11 protein-coding genes are annotated in these 13,991 nt (G+C 63.3%); 8 read left to right on the top strand and 3 right to left on the bottom strand.

What is annotated here, in order from left to right:
• The first annotated feature begins 30 nt into the window (after window positions 1-30).
• The 5 genes from LB524_RS17585 to LB524_RS17565 all read left to right on the top strand — a co-directional run bounded on the left by LB524_RS17585 (window position 31) and on the right by LB524_RS17565 (window position 4,643).
• The gene (locus LB524_RS17585; RefSeq protein WP_015315794.1) at window positions 31-1,068 is read left to right on the top strand and encodes a zinc-binding dehydrogenase; all 1,038 of its coding nucleotides are present in this window, start codon (window positions 31-33) and stop codon (window positions 1,066-1,068) included.
• Window positions 1,069-1,278: 210 nt separating this feature from the next.
• Window positions 1,279-2,445, top strand: coding sequence for a glycosyltransferase 87 family protein (locus LB524_RS17580; RefSeq protein ID WP_224528793.1), 1,167 nt, complete (start codon window positions 1,279-1,281; stop codon window positions 2,443-2,445).
• Entirely contained in the window at window positions 2,438-3,424 is a 987-nt protein-coding gene (locus LB524_RS17575; protein WP_224528791.1) for a glycosyltransferase family 2 protein, read from the top strand. The genes LB524_RS17580 and LB524_RS17575 overlap by 8 nt, the downstream gene beginning before the upstream one ends.
• Entirely contained in the window at window positions 3,421-4,239 is an 819-nt protein-coding gene (locus LB524_RS17570) for a ChbG/HpnK family deacetylase (RefSeq protein ID WP_224528789.1), read from the top strand. The genes LB524_RS17575 and LB524_RS17570 overlap by 4 nt, the downstream gene beginning before the upstream one ends.
• The gene (locus LB524_RS17565; protein WP_224528787.1) at window positions 4,236-4,643 is read left to right on the top strand and encodes a GtrA family protein; all 408 of its coding nucleotides are present in this window, start codon (window positions 4,236-4,238) and stop codon (window positions 4,641-4,643) included. The genes LB524_RS17570 and LB524_RS17565 overlap by 4 nt, the downstream gene beginning before the upstream one ends.
• A 7-nt stretch (window positions 4,644-4,650) precedes the next feature.
• Here LB524_RS17565 and LB524_RS17560 read toward each other — a convergent pair whose 3' ends face one another.
• The 3 genes from LB524_RS17560 to LB524_RS17550 all read right to left on the bottom strand — a co-directional run bounded on the left by LB524_RS17560 (window position 4,651) and on the right by LB524_RS17550 (window position 9,967).
• Window positions 4,651-7,782 (bottom strand): efflux RND transporter permease subunit, encoded by a 3,132-nt coding sequence (locus LB524_RS17560; RefSeq protein WP_224528785.1) that lies wholly within the window; start codon window positions 7,780-7,782, stop codon window positions 4,651-4,653.
• The gene (locus LB524_RS17555; RefSeq protein ID WP_224528782.1) at window positions 7,779-8,939 is read right to left on the bottom strand and encodes an efflux RND transporter periplasmic adaptor subunit; all 1,161 of its coding nucleotides are present in this window, start codon (window positions 8,937-8,939) and stop codon (window positions 7,779-7,781) included. Before LB524_RS17555 ends, LB524_RS17560 begins: the two co-directional genes overlap by 4 nt.
• 200 nt (window positions 8,940-9,139) lie before the next feature.
• Window positions 9,140-9,967: a MurR/RpiR family transcriptional regulator gene (locus LB524_RS17550; RefSeq protein ID WP_015315801.1), complete on the bottom strand. Its 828-nt coding sequence runs from the start codon at window positions 9,965-9,967 to the stop codon at window positions 9,140-9,142.
• A gap of 145 nt (window positions 9,968-10,112) precedes the next feature.
• Here LB524_RS17550 and LB524_RS17545 point away from each other — a divergent pair, with 145 nt between their 5' ends.
• The 3 genes from LB524_RS17545 (at window position 10,113) to LB524_RS17535 (ending at window position 13,961) form a co-directional block, all read left to right on the top strand.
• A complete protein-coding gene (locus LB524_RS17545; RefSeq protein ID WP_224528780.1) occupies window positions 10,113-10,931 on the top strand; it encodes an N-formylglutamate amidohydrolase in 819 nt (272 codons plus the stop codon).
• 22 nt (window positions 10,932-10,953) lie between these two features.
• A complete protein-coding gene (locus LB524_RS17540; protein WP_140618746.1) occupies window positions 10,954-12,495 on the top strand; it encodes an amino acid permease in 1,542 nt (513 codons plus the stop codon).
• A gap of 95 nt (window positions 12,496-12,590) precedes the next feature.
• Window positions 12,591-13,961 (top strand): glutamine synthetase family protein, encoded by a 1,371-nt coding sequence (locus LB524_RS17535; protein ID WP_015315804.1) that lies wholly within the window; start codon window positions 12,591-12,593, stop codon window positions 13,959-13,961.
• The last annotated feature ends 30 nt before the right edge of the window (window positions 13,962-13,991 follow it).

Below are 13,991 nucleotides of genomic sequence, written 5' to 3'. Positions count from 1 at the left end.
GTTGCCGCCGACAAACAAGGAATACCGTCAATGACGATCCCCTCCGAAATGAAGGCGCTGCTCTTGGTCGGTGACGGCTATACGAGGACGCCGAGCGGCAGTGCGCTCGAGGCGATGGAGCCGTATCTCGAGCCGGGCAGCATCCCTGTGCCTGCGCCCGGACCTGGCCAAGTGCTGATCAAGGTCAGCCTCGCTTCGATCAATCCATCGGATGTCGCCTTCATCAAGGGCCAGTACGGCCAGCCGCGCGTTATGGGCCGTCCGGCCGGCTTCGAGGGTGTCGGCACGGTCGTCGCGGGCAGCGAGGAGCCCTATCCCAAGAGCCTTGTCGGCAAGCGCGTCGCTTTCGCCACCGGTCTGAGCAATTGGGGCTCGTGGGCTGAATATGCCGTCGCCGAGGCGGCGGCCTGCATTCCGCTTCTCGATACGGTTCGAGACGAGGATGGCGCTGCGATGATCGTCAATCCGCTGACCGCGATCGCCATGTTCGACATCGTCAAGCAGGAAGGCGAAAAGGCCTTCGTCATGACCGCCGGTGCGAGCCAGCTCTGCAAGCTGATCATCGGGCTGGCGAGGGAGGAAGGGTTTCGGCCTGTTGTCACGGTGCGCCGTGACGAGCAGATCGCGTTGCTGAAACAACTTGGAGCGGCGCATGTCCTCAACGAGAAGGTGCCTGATTTCGAGGCCACGCTGCGCGAGGTGATGAAGGCCGAACAGCCGCGCATCTTCCTCGATGCCGTCACCGGGCCGCTGGCGTCAGCCATCTTCAACGCGATGCCAAAAAGGGCGCGCTGGATCATCTACGGCCGGCTTGATCCCGAGGCAACGATCATCCGCGAGCCTGGCCAGCTGATCTTCCAGCACAAGCACATCGAAGGCTTCTGGCTGAGCGAGTGGATGCGGCAATCCAGGGATCGGCGAGGTCCGGCGGTCCTCGAGGCACAGAAGCGTTTTTCCGACGGACGCTGGTCGACCGACGTGACGGCGGTCATTCCGCTGGCCGAGGCAATGGCGCGAATGCCGGCGGAACTGGCCAAGCCCAACGGCAAGGTGTTCATCCGGCCCTGATGCCGTCTTATGCGGCGCCGGAAGGGCGATCGCAGGCTTTCTGGACGCTTTTTCCAGTTCGGTCGACCATCCTTGACAATCCCCGAAATTGATCGCCGCGTCTTTCGGCCCCTATGCCTCGTCGCTTTGTCCGTGATATGTCGCCGCCATCGAATGCCGGGACGGCGCCAAGGCTGAGGCGTCTTGCCAAATGGCGTGCGGGGTGAATTGATGACGATTTCCAAGCCGGTTTTCGATCGTTTGGGGCTGGGCATGTGGATCGGGGCATTCCTGATCGTTCTCGGCCTGGTGCTATGGTCGCCCGGCACGCGCACGGTGACGCAGGCCTATGGATATGGCAGCGAAGCGTTCCTGACCGGGCGGCCGCTGTACAATCTTCAATCCGAGATGGGGTACCTGTATGCGCCAGCCTTCGCCGCGCTTTACCTGCCGGTGCTGAAGCTCGGACCCTATCTGGGCGGCGTGGTGTGGCATGTGGTGGGCTTCGCAGCGCTCACCTTCGCGGCGATGCGGCAAGTGCGCAAAATCGGCGGTGAGGAATTGCCATGGCTGCTTTCCTTCGGCCTCTTCCTTGCACTGCCGATGGCGCTGGGTGCCATCCGCAACGGCCAGGCGACGATCCTTTTGACCGCGGCCTGCTGGCTCCTGACCCTGTCGGCGCTCGAAGGGCGGCGCGCCGAGACCTTCTTCTGGGCTTCGGTCGCCATCATCGCCAAACCGACCGCGATCATCATGCTTTTGCTGGTGGGAGCCCTGCGCCTGCGGCTGATACCCGTGCTCGTGCTGGCAGTGCTGTTGGTACTGGCCATACCGTACGCGTTCGCGCCTGCCGGCTACCTCAACCAGCAGTACGGTGATTTCGCCCGCATGTTGACCTCCATGGCCGTCGACAAGTCCGGCCACTTTGTCCCTACCGACTTCACGGCGCCTTTCACCTCGGCCGGGCTGCCCATGCCTGAGTTCGCCGCCACGATCGTGCGCATCGTCGGGGCATTGCTTACGCTGTCGACCGTCTTCTGGTTCGACCGCAAGCTCCAGCCTGGAATTGCCGGACTGGCGATCTTCCTGGCGGCAGCCTTCTACATGTGCGTCTTCAATCCGCGTGTCGAGCCAAACACCTATGCCATGATCGCCGTGCCCGCCGGCCTCGCTATCGCCACACTGTGGCGGGAGGAGCGTGGCGGCGTCCTGGCCACGGTGCTGTCGACGGTATTGTTCCTCACAGGTTTGACCAGCGTCGAGCGCCACATGCATGATTTCTTCTACCCTTGGTTCCGGCCGATCGCGGTCACCTTCATCGCCTGTTCGCTGATCTGGTGGTTCTGGGCCAAGGCGCGCGAAAAGATCGTGAGCGTCGGACCCGTTGCACATGGCTGATCTGCGTCAAAAACTCGACATCGTGGCGCCCTTCTTCAACGAGGCGCAATCGGCGCCGGCCTTTGCCGCCCTGCTCGACAGGCTCGAGGAAGCGGTATCAAGCCGTTTCGGCATGGCCGTCCACAAGATCCTGGTCGACGACGGCAGCCTCGACGATGGCGCCAGGCGATTTTCGCAAGCCCTGTCGGGATCGTGGGAGATCGTTCGCCTCAGCCGCAATTTCGGCAAGGAGGTCGCGGTGCTCGCCGGCCTCGACCAGTCGCGGGGCGACATGGTGCTGATCATGGATTCGGATCTGCAGCATTCCATGGATATCAGCTTGAAGATGATCGCCGAGCTGGTGGAAAGCCCAGACATCGACGTCGTATACGCGCAGAACGACCGCCGCGAGGCGAGCTGGCGGCGCAGCCAGCTGGCGCGACTTTTCTACAGCCTGATCAACAGCAGCCAGCGTTTCGACATTCCGGAGAACGCCGGTGATTTCCGCGTCATGCGTGGTCCCGTGGTGCGCGCGCTGACCAGCCTGCGCGACAAGCGGCGCTTCAACAAGGGCCTGTTCGCCTGGGCCGGTTTCCGTCAGAAAGCCATATCCTATTCGCCGGAAAACCGCGCCATCGGCACGTCGAAATGGAGCCGGCTCAACCTGATCGCCTTTTCGCTGGAAGGGTTTACATCGTTTTCCGTCATTCCGCTGCGCATCATCAGCTTGAGCGGGATGCTGGCGGCGCTGGCGGGCGTCGTTTACGGCGCCAAAGTGTTCTTCGAGGTGATGTTCTACGGCGTTGCCGTGCCTGGTTACCCCAGCTTGATGGTCGCCGTCGTGCTGCTCGGCGGCCTCAACCTCACCTTGCTCGGCCTGATCGGCGAATATGTCTGGGTCACGCTGTCGGAGAGCAAGGACCGGCCGGTCTATCTGGTGCGCGATGTGGTGCTCAGCGAGACCGCTCACGACAAGCCGCCGGGCGCGTCCCGCGGATGACGCGGCGCATTCGCCTGATCGCCGATGACTACGGGCTGGCACCAGGGGTTTGCGCCGGCATTCTCGACCTGCTCGACCGCGGACGCCTGACCGGCACCAGCTGCATGACCGGTTTTCCGGAATGGGCCGAGGCGGCGGCGCGCATAAAGCCGCTGCGCGGCCGCGCGGCGATCGGGCTGCACCTGACCCTTACGGACCAGCCAGCGGTCACAGGCAAGTCGAGCCTGGCGCCCGAGGGCCGGTTGCCGCCGCTTCGTTCGCTGGCACTGCCGATCCTGCGCGGGCGGGTCGACGAGCGCGACGTCCATGCCGAACTCGATGCGCAATATAGCCGTTTCGTCGAGGCGCTGGGCCGCAAGCCCGACTTCATCGACGGTCATCAGCACGTGCATTTCCTGCCTGTCGTGCGCGGCTGGCTGCGGACACGATTTCCCGACACTGCCGGCAGGCCGGTGCTGCGCGGCGCTCCGGCGCTGAGCGATGTCGCCGCCGCACCGAAAATCGCGGCAATCGCTGCCGTGGCCGCCGGCTTCAACCAATCGATGCAGCGCGCCGGCTTTGCCGTTTTGAAGCCGCTCGCCGGCATCTATGACTGGCGGCAACCCGAAAAGTTCGCCCCCCTGCTGGAGGCTGCCGTCGAGGCGCTGTCGGACCGTGGGCTGTTCATGTGCCACCCCGGCCATGTCGACCAAACGCTGTGCGCGCGTGACCCGATGCAAGGCGTGCGCGAAGTGGAATTCGGCGTTCTGGCTTCGGATGCGTTCGGCGCGAGCCTGGCCCGAGCCGGTGTCGAGATCTTGGACGGCCGGGAATGAATGGCGTTCAGCCACGGCGTTCGACCGGCAGCAAGATCGTCCGTTTTGCGCTGGTCGGACTGGCAAATACGGCCATCGACCTTGCCGGTTTTTTCCTGCTGCTCAAGCTGCACGCCCCGCCGCTGTCCGCCAATGTCATCTCGTGGTCGATTGCCGTCATCTTCTCTTTCGTGGCGAATGGCTTCTGGTCGTTCGAACGCAATCACGCCATTCGGCTGCATGATGCCTTCCTGCGCTTCGTCTCGGCTGGGGCGTTGATTTCGCTCGGCGTGTCCAGCCTGTCGATCGCACTCTTCGCCGGCATCGGCGGTGTGTGGCCGGCAAAGATCGGCGGGGTCATCGTGGCGGCCGTGCTGAACTTCCTTGCCGCGCGTTGGTCGATCGAGGGCCGGCTGCTGAAATAGGGTATCTCTATTCCGCCGGTTCCACGTTGGTGTAGGCGGCTTCCTCGAGTTCGCGCTTCAGCCGTGCTTCCTCATGGGTCTTCGGCGTGACGAAGCGGCCAAGCAGGAGATAGGCGACCGGGGTCAGGAACAGTGTCGAGATGGTGGCCAGGCCAAGCCCGCCGACAATGACCCAGCCGAGCGCCACGCGTGCCTCGGCGCCCGCGCCGGCGGCCAGCACGAGCGGCACACCGCCAAGTATGGTGCAGATCATCGTCATCATCACCGGCCGCAGGCGGATGGTGGAAGCCTGCTCGATCGCTTCGCGCACGCCCAGGCCCCGATCTCGTAGCTGGTTGGCGAATTCGACGATCAGGATGCCGTTCTTGGCCATGACGCCGACCAGAAGCACCAGGCCGATCTGGCTGTAGGCGTTGAGGCTGGTGCCCGAAAGCAGCAGCGCGAAAATGGCGCAGGCGAGGCCGAGCGGCACCGTCGCCATGATGATGACGGCGCTGACGAAACTCTCGAACTGAGCGGCCAGCACCAGGAGGATGATGACCAGGGCGAAGCCGAAGATGGTGACCATGGCGCTGTTGGTTTCACCCAAAGTCGCAGCCTCGGCCAGGGGCAGGATGCGGCTTCCGGGCGGCAGGAGCGGCGTGGCGATCTGCTCGGCGCGTGTCAGCGCATCGCCAAGCGCGAAATTGCCAGAGAGGTTGGAGGTGATCGCCACCGATGGCTGCTGCTGTTCGCGCGACAGCGACGGCGGCACGGCGCGCTCGGTTAAGGTGGCGATGGTCGACATCGGCACGAAGCGGCCATCCGCGGTCTTGAGGAAGACATTTTCCAGGTCGGTCGGGTCGTTGATCGGATTGGTCGTCGAGACCAGCTTCACGCCGTAGCTGCGGTCGGCAATGTAGACATCGACGACGTCGTTGCCGTCGAGCATGGCTTGCATGGTGTTGGCGAGCCCCGTGATGTCGATGCCGAGATCGGAGGCGCGCTCACGATCTATAGCTACGGCCAGTTGCGGCTGCGTCGGGTCGATCGACAGGCGCGGCGTCTGAAAGCGCTCATCCTTCTGCATTTCGGCGATGATCTTGATCGCTGCATCGCCAAGCGCCTTCCGGTCGTTGCCAACCAGAGCGAATTGCAGGCCGTTGCCGGCGCCGCGGATGCCGAGACTGTTGGGTTGGACCGGGAAGATCCGCACGCTGGGCACCTGTCTGGTCAACTGACTGATCTCGGCCATGATCTCCTGCTGGCTGCGGCTGCGCTCGTCCCACGGCGCCAGCGTCATCACCATGAAGCCAGAATTGTAGGAGCCGTTCTGGCCGGCGTTTTCGAAAGTCGAGCGGATCTCGCCGGAATCGCGCATCGGCTGGATCAGCCGCTCGATCTTCTGCATCTGCTGCGTCGTGTAGTCGAGGCTGACGCCTTGCGGGCCGTTGATGCGCAACAGCACGGCGGCGCGGTCCTCGGTCGGCGTCAGTTCCTGGCGGATGGTGCCGAATAGCGCGAAGGCGACGCCGGCAAACAGCACCGCGACCAGAACCACGATCCAGGGCGCATCGAGGCAAGCGTGCAGCGCGCGCTTGTAGCCGGCATTCAAGACGCCGCCGATGCGAGCGCCGACGCCTTGGCCGCCTTCGTGGTGAAGCGGCGCGCTGGTCAGCATGCGCGAAGCAAGCATCGGGCAAAGCGTCAGCGCGACCACGCAGGACAGAAGCACCGACATCGCAAGCACGAAGCCGAATTCGCGGAACAGGCCGCCGGTCTGGCCGGGCAGGAACGAGATCGGCACGAAGACGGCGACAAGCGTCAGTGTCGTGGCGACGACGGCGAAGAACACTTCCTGCGCGCCGAGCACGGCCGCCGCACGCGGCCCCATGCCTTCGTTGCGCCGTCGCACGATGTTTTCCAAGACGACGATGGCGTCGTCGACCACAAGGCCCGTCGCCAGCACCAAAGCGAGCAGCGTCAGGATGTTGACGGAGAAGCCGGCCAGATAGATGGCGGCGATGGTGCCGATCATGGCGACCGGCATCGACAGGCCGGGGATGAGCGTGGCGCGCCAGTCGAGCAGGAAGATGTAGATGACGATCAGCACCATGGTAACCGACAGCCCAAGCGCGATCTCGACCTCGTGCACCGCACCCTTGACGAAGACAGCGTCGTCGCTGGTGATCTTGATCGACATGCCCTTGGGCAGGTTCTCCTGCAGCTTGGCGACGGCGACCTGGACGCCCGTCGAAATGTCCAGCGTGTTCGATTCCGCCTGGCGGATAATGCCGAGGCCGATTCCGGTCTTGCTGTCCGAACGCAGCGTCGTCTGGCCAACATCGGGGCCGAGCGTGACGGTCGCGACATCGCGGATGCGCGTCGTGCCGCCGATGATGATGTTTTCGAATTCCTCGGGCGTCGTCACGTCGGCCGTGGTGCGGACGATCAGGTCCTGGTTGGTCGTTGTGATCGATCCGGCCGGGGAATCGAAGGCGACGGAGGCAAGCGCCGCCCGGAGGTCGGCGACCGTGAAGCCGAGGCTGGCGAGCTTGTTTTGGTCGACATCGATGCGAAAGATCTTGTCGCGGTCGCCATAGACCTGAACGTCGGCGACGCCGGGCACGGCGGCCAGTTCGTCCTCGATCTGGTCCTGGACCACCACCGTCATGTCCTGGATCGACATGGTGTCCGAAGTCACCGCCAGCCGCATCACCGCGTCGGAATTGGCATCGGCCTTGACGATGCGCGGCGGATCGGCGGTATCGGGCATCTGGTTGGCGACCCGGCCGACGGCATCACGCACATCCGAGGCGGCGACGTTGAGGTCGACACCGTCGTTGAACTCGATGGTGACGCGGCTCGAGCCGAAGGAGGAGGAAGACGAGATCGACTTGACGCCGGAGACGCGGGCGACGGCGCCCTCGATCGTGTCGGTCAGTTCGCGGTCGACGGTTTCGGCGGCCGCGCCTTCGAAGGTCGTGGAGACCGTGACGACGGCGCGGTCGACGTCGGGCAGTTCGCGGATCTCGACACCGTAGAAGGCAGCGAGGCCGGCAACGGCAATAAGAGTGTTCAGCACGAACGCCATGACCGGCCTGCGGATGAATAGCGCGGTGAAGCCGGTATCGCTGGCGGCGTTGACGGAGCCGGTCATGAGCCTTCCGCGGCGTTGGCGGCGCGCTGCTCCTGGCCGGCGATGCGAACCTCGCCGCCTTCGCTGACACTTTGGGTGCCTTCGGTGACCACCATGTCGCCGCTGTCGATCTCCGCGTCGATCAATACGGTCTCGGTGTTGCGCTGGATGATGCGCACCGGCACGCGCCTGGCCTTGCCGTCCTCGACCTGCCAGACATAGGCGCCGTCCGAACCCCACAGGATCGCCAGCGGGCTGACGGCCGGATAGGTCTCGCCGGGGAATTTCATGGTGATGGAGAACGACATGCCGGCGCGCAGCGAATCGGCCGGATTGGCGATGGTGGCCTTGACCAGAAGCGTGCGGCTCTTTTCGTCGATATGATTGTCGATCGCCGAAACCGTGCCGGTGTACGCGTTGCTCGGATTGGCGATCGGCGTCGCCGTCAATTGCGCGCCGACCTTGACGGCGGCGGCGAAGCGCTCGGGTACCTGGAAATCGACCAGGATAGAGGACCGGTCGTCAAGCGTGGCGATCGCCGACTGGTTGGTGACGTAATTGCCGGCCGAGATCGGCAGGATGCCGACCGTGCCGGTGATCGGCGCCAGGATCGAGCGGCGCCGCAGTGCAAGCTCGGCATCCTGAAGCGCCAGCTTGGCGCCGGCCAGAACCACTTCGGCATCGGCGACCGCGACCGGTGTCGCCGCGTTGGAGGCACGCAGCGACTTGACGCGGTCGAGCTTGGACTGAGCATCCTGCAAGGCAAGCTTGGCGCGGTCCTGTGCGATGATCTCCGTCTCGGAATCGAGCGTTGCGATGATCCGTCCCTTGTCGACATGAGTGCCGGATTCGACCAGCAACTCGGCAAGACGGCCGGAACTGTAGGGATTGACGGTCACCGAGGCGTTGGCACGGCCGGTGCCGATCGCTTGCAGGCGGTCGTTTATGGTGGCCGTACCGGCAGGCAAGGCGACGACGTTGACCTGCCGGACTCCATTGCGATTGCCAGCCTGTTTCGCGCCGTCCGCACCGCTTCCGGCGGGAGGCGTTGCCGCGTAGGCCCAATCCATCCCCCAGCGCGCCAGCACTGCCGGCGCGCCTGGATAGAAGCGTGCCCAGGCGGCCGCGGCGGCGACCACGATCACAAGCGCAACGACAATTTGCTTCCAGGTCCGCATCGACACTCCGGTTTCAGAAATCGTCGGCCATTCGCAAAGGAACGGCACAGCGACGATGCGGGCGGGCGGCAAAAATCCGGCCACGCCACACCCCGATATCAGCGGTTTATGGCAATTATCACGCAATCGTGCACATTAAATCTCGGTAACGTGAAACCGAGACGGCCGCGAAGCCGATGCAGTGATCCGGAGGATTCTGCTTATCGCAGGCCTTCCATCTCGCGGATGCGCCGGGCGCCGTCGGCCTCGAGTTGCCTGGTGACGGCGCCGATCAGCGTTTCGGCGACGACGAAAAGTGCCGCCGAGGAATCCCATGCGGAAGGCACGGCGGTTCGTCCGGCGATGACATGGCGAGCAAAGCGGGCGATCGGCGACAGCCACTGGTCGGTGAACAGTACGATCTGAACGCCGCGCTGATGCGCCTTCTCGGCGAAGCGGACGAGGCTGTCCTGGTAGCGCCTGATGTCGAAGATCACCAGCACGTCGCGCTTGCCCATGTCAATCAGCCGGTCACGCCACATGCTCTCCTGGCCGGCGAGGTGAAAGACATCGGGCTGGATGACGGCGAGATGGGCGGCCATGTAGCGCGCCAGCGGGTCGGTAAAGCGGCCGCCGATCAGGAATGTCTTGCCACGCCGCTCGGCCAGCCTGGTGGCAATGTCGGCAAGCTGCTTGTCGGACAGGTGCCTGAAGGTCTCGCGCATATTGTCGAGCGTTGCTTCCAGCATGGGCGACACCGTGCCGCCACTAGGCGAGGGCGGGTTGAGCGTTCGTATCGCCGGCGATTGCAATTGCGCCGCCAGTTCATCCTGCAGGCTCGACTGGAACTCGGGGTAATTCTGGAAGCCCAGCCGGGCGACGAAACGCAGGATCGTCGGCGAGGAGACGCCGGCCGCGGATGAGAATTCGGCGACTGTCTTGAGGCCGATCATCGGATAGCTCGCGATCAGCGTCTGCGCTGCGCGCCGTTCGCCGGCGGGCATCGCGCCGATACGGTCGGCAATCAATTCGGCAATGTTGGAAATCATCTTTTCCCCACCCTTGGCCCGCCGACCGTCTTTTCCCCAGATCGCATTTGACAAAGCCAAACAAACTGTATGAAATCATCCACCGGGACGCAATGAAACAAAATACGTAACATACGATACAGCGCTCCCAGGGGACGGCAGGACTATGGAGACAGCGCGGCCCGCCAGCCTTGCATCGTCTGATACCGTGAGGGTGACGAACCCCGGCGGATCGAGCCCCTTCGTGCTGACCTGCGATCACGCTTCCAATTTCCTTCCGGCTGAATTCGGCACGCTCGGCCTTGCCGTCGACGACCTGTCCCGCCATATCGCTTGGGATCCCGGTGCTTTGCCGGTTGCGCTGCGGATGGCGCAGGCGCTCGATGCGACGCTGGTCGAAGCCCGCATTTCGCGTCTCGTCATCGACTGCAACCGGCCGCTCGATGCGCCGGACCTGGTGCCGCCGGTCAGCGAAACCACTGCCATACCGGGCAATACCGGCCTGTCGGAAAAACAGCGCGCGGCGCGGGTCGCCCTGTCATGGCAACCGTTCCATGGCGCCATCGAGCGCATCGTCGAGGACCGGTTGGCGCGCGGCCAGGAGACCCGCCTGGTTTCCGTTCATTCCTTCACGCCGGTCTATAAAGGCCGCAATCGGCCCTGGCATATCGGCATCATCCATGACGATGATCGCCGGCTGGCGTCGCCGCTGATATCGGCGCTGCAACGGCTCTCAGGCATCACCGTCGGCATCAACGAACCCTATTCGCCGGCCGACCGCGTCTATTTCACGCTGGAACGGCATGCGCGCTCGCGCGGGCTACCCTGCGCGATGATCGAAATCCGCAACGATGAAATCTCCGGCGAAACCGGGCAGCGGAAATGGGCGGATATGCTCACGGGCATTTTTTCGGATCTGGAGCCAGAGGAGGCCAAGGGCTCTCGACGAAGCGCAGTCGGAAAGTCAGTTCAATCGGCCAGCTAAGAACCAACAGGGGAACTCTGACATGACAACACCTGATCACTCTGACAAGTCGGAGGACACAAAAATCCTCCACAGTATGGGCTACGCCCAGGAACTAGCGCGCCGCATGAGCGGCTTCTCCAACTTCGCCATTTCCTTCTCGATCATCTGCATTCTGGCGGGCGGCATTACGTCTTTTCCGCTGGCCATGGCGACCGGCAGCGGTTTCGAGGCGACCATCGGCTGGGTCATCGGCGGCGTCTTTGCGCTCGTGGTCGCGGCGTCTCTCGGCCAGATCGGATCGGCCTATCCGACAGCCGGCGGCCTCTATCACTGGTCCTCGATCCTGGGCGGACGCGGCTGGGGCTGGGCCACGGCCTGGATCAACTTGCTCGGCCTGATCTTCGTCGTCGCTTCGGTGAATGTCGGCGTCTACCTGCTGTTTCAGGGGCTCGTTGCTGGCCCGATCTTCGGCTGGGACACATCGGCCTGGGGCTTCTGGCAACAGACGGCGGCAGTCGTCTTGATTACAGTTACCCAAGGTCTGTTCAATCATCTCGGCATCAAGACGACGACGATGTTGACCGATTTTTCCGGCTACCTCATCCTCGTTGTCGCGGTCGTGCTGACGCTGACCTTCCTGATCTGGGGCGCGCATGGCTTCGACCTCGCGCGGCTGACGACTTTCGTCAACACGACCGGCGATCTCGGTGGTGGCTATGTTCCGACGGCCCGCACCGCACTCGTGGCCTTCCTGATTGGCCTTCTCTACCCGCTTTACACGATCACCGGCTTTGACGCCTCCGCGCATACCGCCGAGGAAACGCACAATGCCCGCGTCGCTGTGCCCAGAGGCATGATCCACGCGGTCCTCTGGTCTCTCGTCTTCGGTTTCGTCATGGCGGTCTCCTTCGTCCTTGCCAGCCCCGATCTCGTGGCGACCGCCAAGGACGGCGGCAATGCCTGGTTCAACCTGTTCAACAATCTGCCGGCGCCAACCTGGCTCAAGGCTCTGCTCGGCATCGCCATCGTGCTGTCGAACTATCTGTGCGCGCTAGCAGGGCTCACTTCGACCTCGCGCATGATCTTTGCCTTTTCGCGTGACGGAGGTCTGCCAGGGTCATCTTTATGGAAGCAGGTTTCGCCGACCTGGCGCACGCCCGTCCCGGCCATCTGGCTCGGCGTCGTTCTGTCGATTGCCGCCACGCTCTATTCGCCGGCTTTCGCGGCGCTGGCAGCCGGCTGCGCACTCTTCCTCTATGTCTCCTACGCCATGCCGATCGCGGCCGGACTTCTTGCGGAAGGAAAGAGCTGGACCGAGTTCGGACCATTCCGGCTCGGCATCTGGTCAAAGCCGTTCGCGGTCATCACCGTGCTTGGTGTTCTGGTGTTGATGTATGCCGGCATCCAACCGCCCTTCGACATCTTGATCAACTATGCGATCGGATTGATCGTTCTGCTCGTCGTTTTGTGGTTCGCCGTCGAGAACCGCCGCTTCCAGGGGCCGCCCATCGGCGAGACGGCAATCGCCAAGCGCAGGGCGACCATCGCAGCGGCCGAAAAGGCCGTCGGCGAATCCGCCTAAACAACCAATCAAGCCGTGGCGGGTTCGCTCGCCACGGTTTTTTGTTCTCGTTCATGTGACAAGCCCGAAACGCCAAGCACTGGAGTGCCAAAGGAATGGCCGGAAGTTTCTCGTTCGATCAGTTGAAGAAAGCGGTCTCCAGCGGCGAGATCGACACGGTGCTGGCATGCATTGTCGACATGCAGGGCCGGTTGGCGGGAAAGCGGTTCCTGGCGCAATACTTCGTCGATTCCGCGCATGACGAGACGCATGGCTGCAACTACCTGCTGGCGGCCGACATCGATATGGAGCCGGTGCCGGGCTACAAGGCGGCAAGCTGGTCGAAGGGCTATGGCGACTTCGTCATGAAGCCGGACCTGGCGACGCTGCGGCGCATTCCCTGGCTGGAAAAGACGGCGCTCGTCATTTGCGACGTGCTCGACCACCACACCCATGACGACCTGCCGCATTCGCCGCGCGCCATCCTCAAGAAGCAGGTCAAGCGGCTGAGTGAGCGCGGCTATATCGGCTATTTCGCTTCCGAGCTCGAATTCTATCTGTTCAACGAGACCTACGATTCCGCCCGAAAGAAGCATTGGCAGGGGCTCGATACAGCCTCGCCCTATATTGGCGACTACCAGATCGGCATCACCACCAAGGAAGAAGGCGTCATGCGCCGGCTTCGCAACGAGATGGAAGCCGCCGGCATTCCGATCGAGAATTCCAAGGGCGAGTGGGGTCCGGGCCAGGAAGAGATCAATGTGCGCTACGCCGAGGCGCTCGACATGGCCGACCGCCACGTCATCCTGAAGAACGGCGCCAAGGAGATTGCCGAGTCCGAAGGCAAGGCGATTTCCTTCATGTCCAAGTATAATTACGGTCTCGCCGGCAATTCCAGCCACATCCACAATTCGCTGTGGAGCGCGGACGGCAAGACGCCGCTGTTCTTCGACAGACAAGCCGACTGGACCTTGTCGACGCTCGGCCAGCAATGGGCGGCCGGGCAGCTGAAATACGCCAAGGAATTCACCTGGTTCCTGGCGCCCTACATCAATTCCTACAAGCGCTTCCAGGCCGGCACTTTCGCGCCGACCAAGATCATGTGGAGCGAAGACAACCGCACCGCGGGCTTCCGCCTGTGCGGCGAGGGCACCAAGGGCATCCGCATGGAATGCCGCATCGGCGGCGCCGACCTCAATCCCTATCTCGCCTTCGCGGCGCTGATCGCGGCCGGCCTCGCCGGTATCGACGAGAAGCTGGAATTGCAGAAGCCTTTCGTCGGCGACGCCTATCAGGCTTCTCGTTTGCCGGAAATTCCAAAGACGCTGCGCGATGCGACCGAGACGCTGGCGAAATCGAAGATGCTGAAACAGGCGCTCGGCGAGGATGTGCTCGAGCACTATGTCCACACAGCGAAGTGGGAGCAGTTCGAATACGATCGGCGTATTACGGATTGGGAACTGCACAGAGGGTTCGAGCGTTACTAAAGCTTTATGCAGCTTTATGTTGACAATGTA

This window comes from Mesorhizobium sp. ESP6-5 (assembly GCF_020164695.1).
In the GTDB taxonomy this organism is placed as follows: Bacteria; Pseudomonadota; Alphaproteobacteria; order Rhizobiales; family Rhizobiaceae; genus Mesorhizobium; species Mesorhizobium australicum.
The sequence above is the reverse complement of the archived record's forward strand: the minus strand, read 5'-3'. Positions and strand labels throughout refer to the sequence as shown.

Bases quoted from the DNA above. Each gene is read 5' to 3' on its own strand.
- LB524_RS17585 (WP_015315794.1), top strand. From the start codon at position 31: ATGACGATCCCCTCCGAAATGAAGGCGCTGCTCTTGGTCGGTGACGGC.
- LB524_RS17580 (WP_224528793.1), top strand. From the start codon at position 1,279: ATGACGATTTCCAAGCCGGTTTTCGATCGTTTGGGGCTGGGCATGTGG.
- LB524_RS17575 (WP_224528791.1), top strand. From the start codon at position 2,438: ATGGCTGATCTGCGTCAAAAACTCGACATCGTGGCGCCCTTCTTCAAC.
- LB524_RS17570 (WP_224528789.1), top strand. From the start codon at position 3,421: ATGACGCGGCGCATTCGCCTGATCGCCGATGACTACGGGCTGGCACCA.
- LB524_RS17565 (WP_224528787.1), top strand. From the start codon at position 4,236: ATGAATGGCGTTCAGCCACGGCGTTCGACCGGCAGCAAGATCGTCCGT.
- LB524_RS17560 (WP_224528785.1), bottom strand. From the start codon at position 7,782: ATGACCGGCTCCGTCAACGCCGCCAGCGATACCGGCTTCACCGCGCTA.
- LB524_RS17555 (WP_224528782.1), bottom strand. From the start codon at position 8,939: ATGCGGACCTGGAAGCAAATTGTCGTTGCGCTTGTGATCGTGGTCGCC.
- LB524_RS17550 (WP_015315801.1), bottom strand. From the start codon at position 9,967: ATGATTTCCAACATTGCCGAATTGATTGCCGACCGTATCGGCGCGATG.
- LB524_RS17545 (WP_224528780.1), top strand. From the start codon at position 10,113: ATGGAGACAGCGCGGCCCGCCAGCCTTGCATCGTCTGATACCGTGAGG.
- LB524_RS17540 (WP_140618746.1), top strand. From the start codon at position 10,954: ATGACAACACCTGATCACTCTGACAAGTCGGAGGACACAAAAATCCTC.
- LB524_RS17535 (WP_015315804.1), top strand. From the start codon at position 12,591: ATGGCCGGAAGTTTCTCGTTCGATCAGTTGAAGAAAGCGGTCTCCAGC.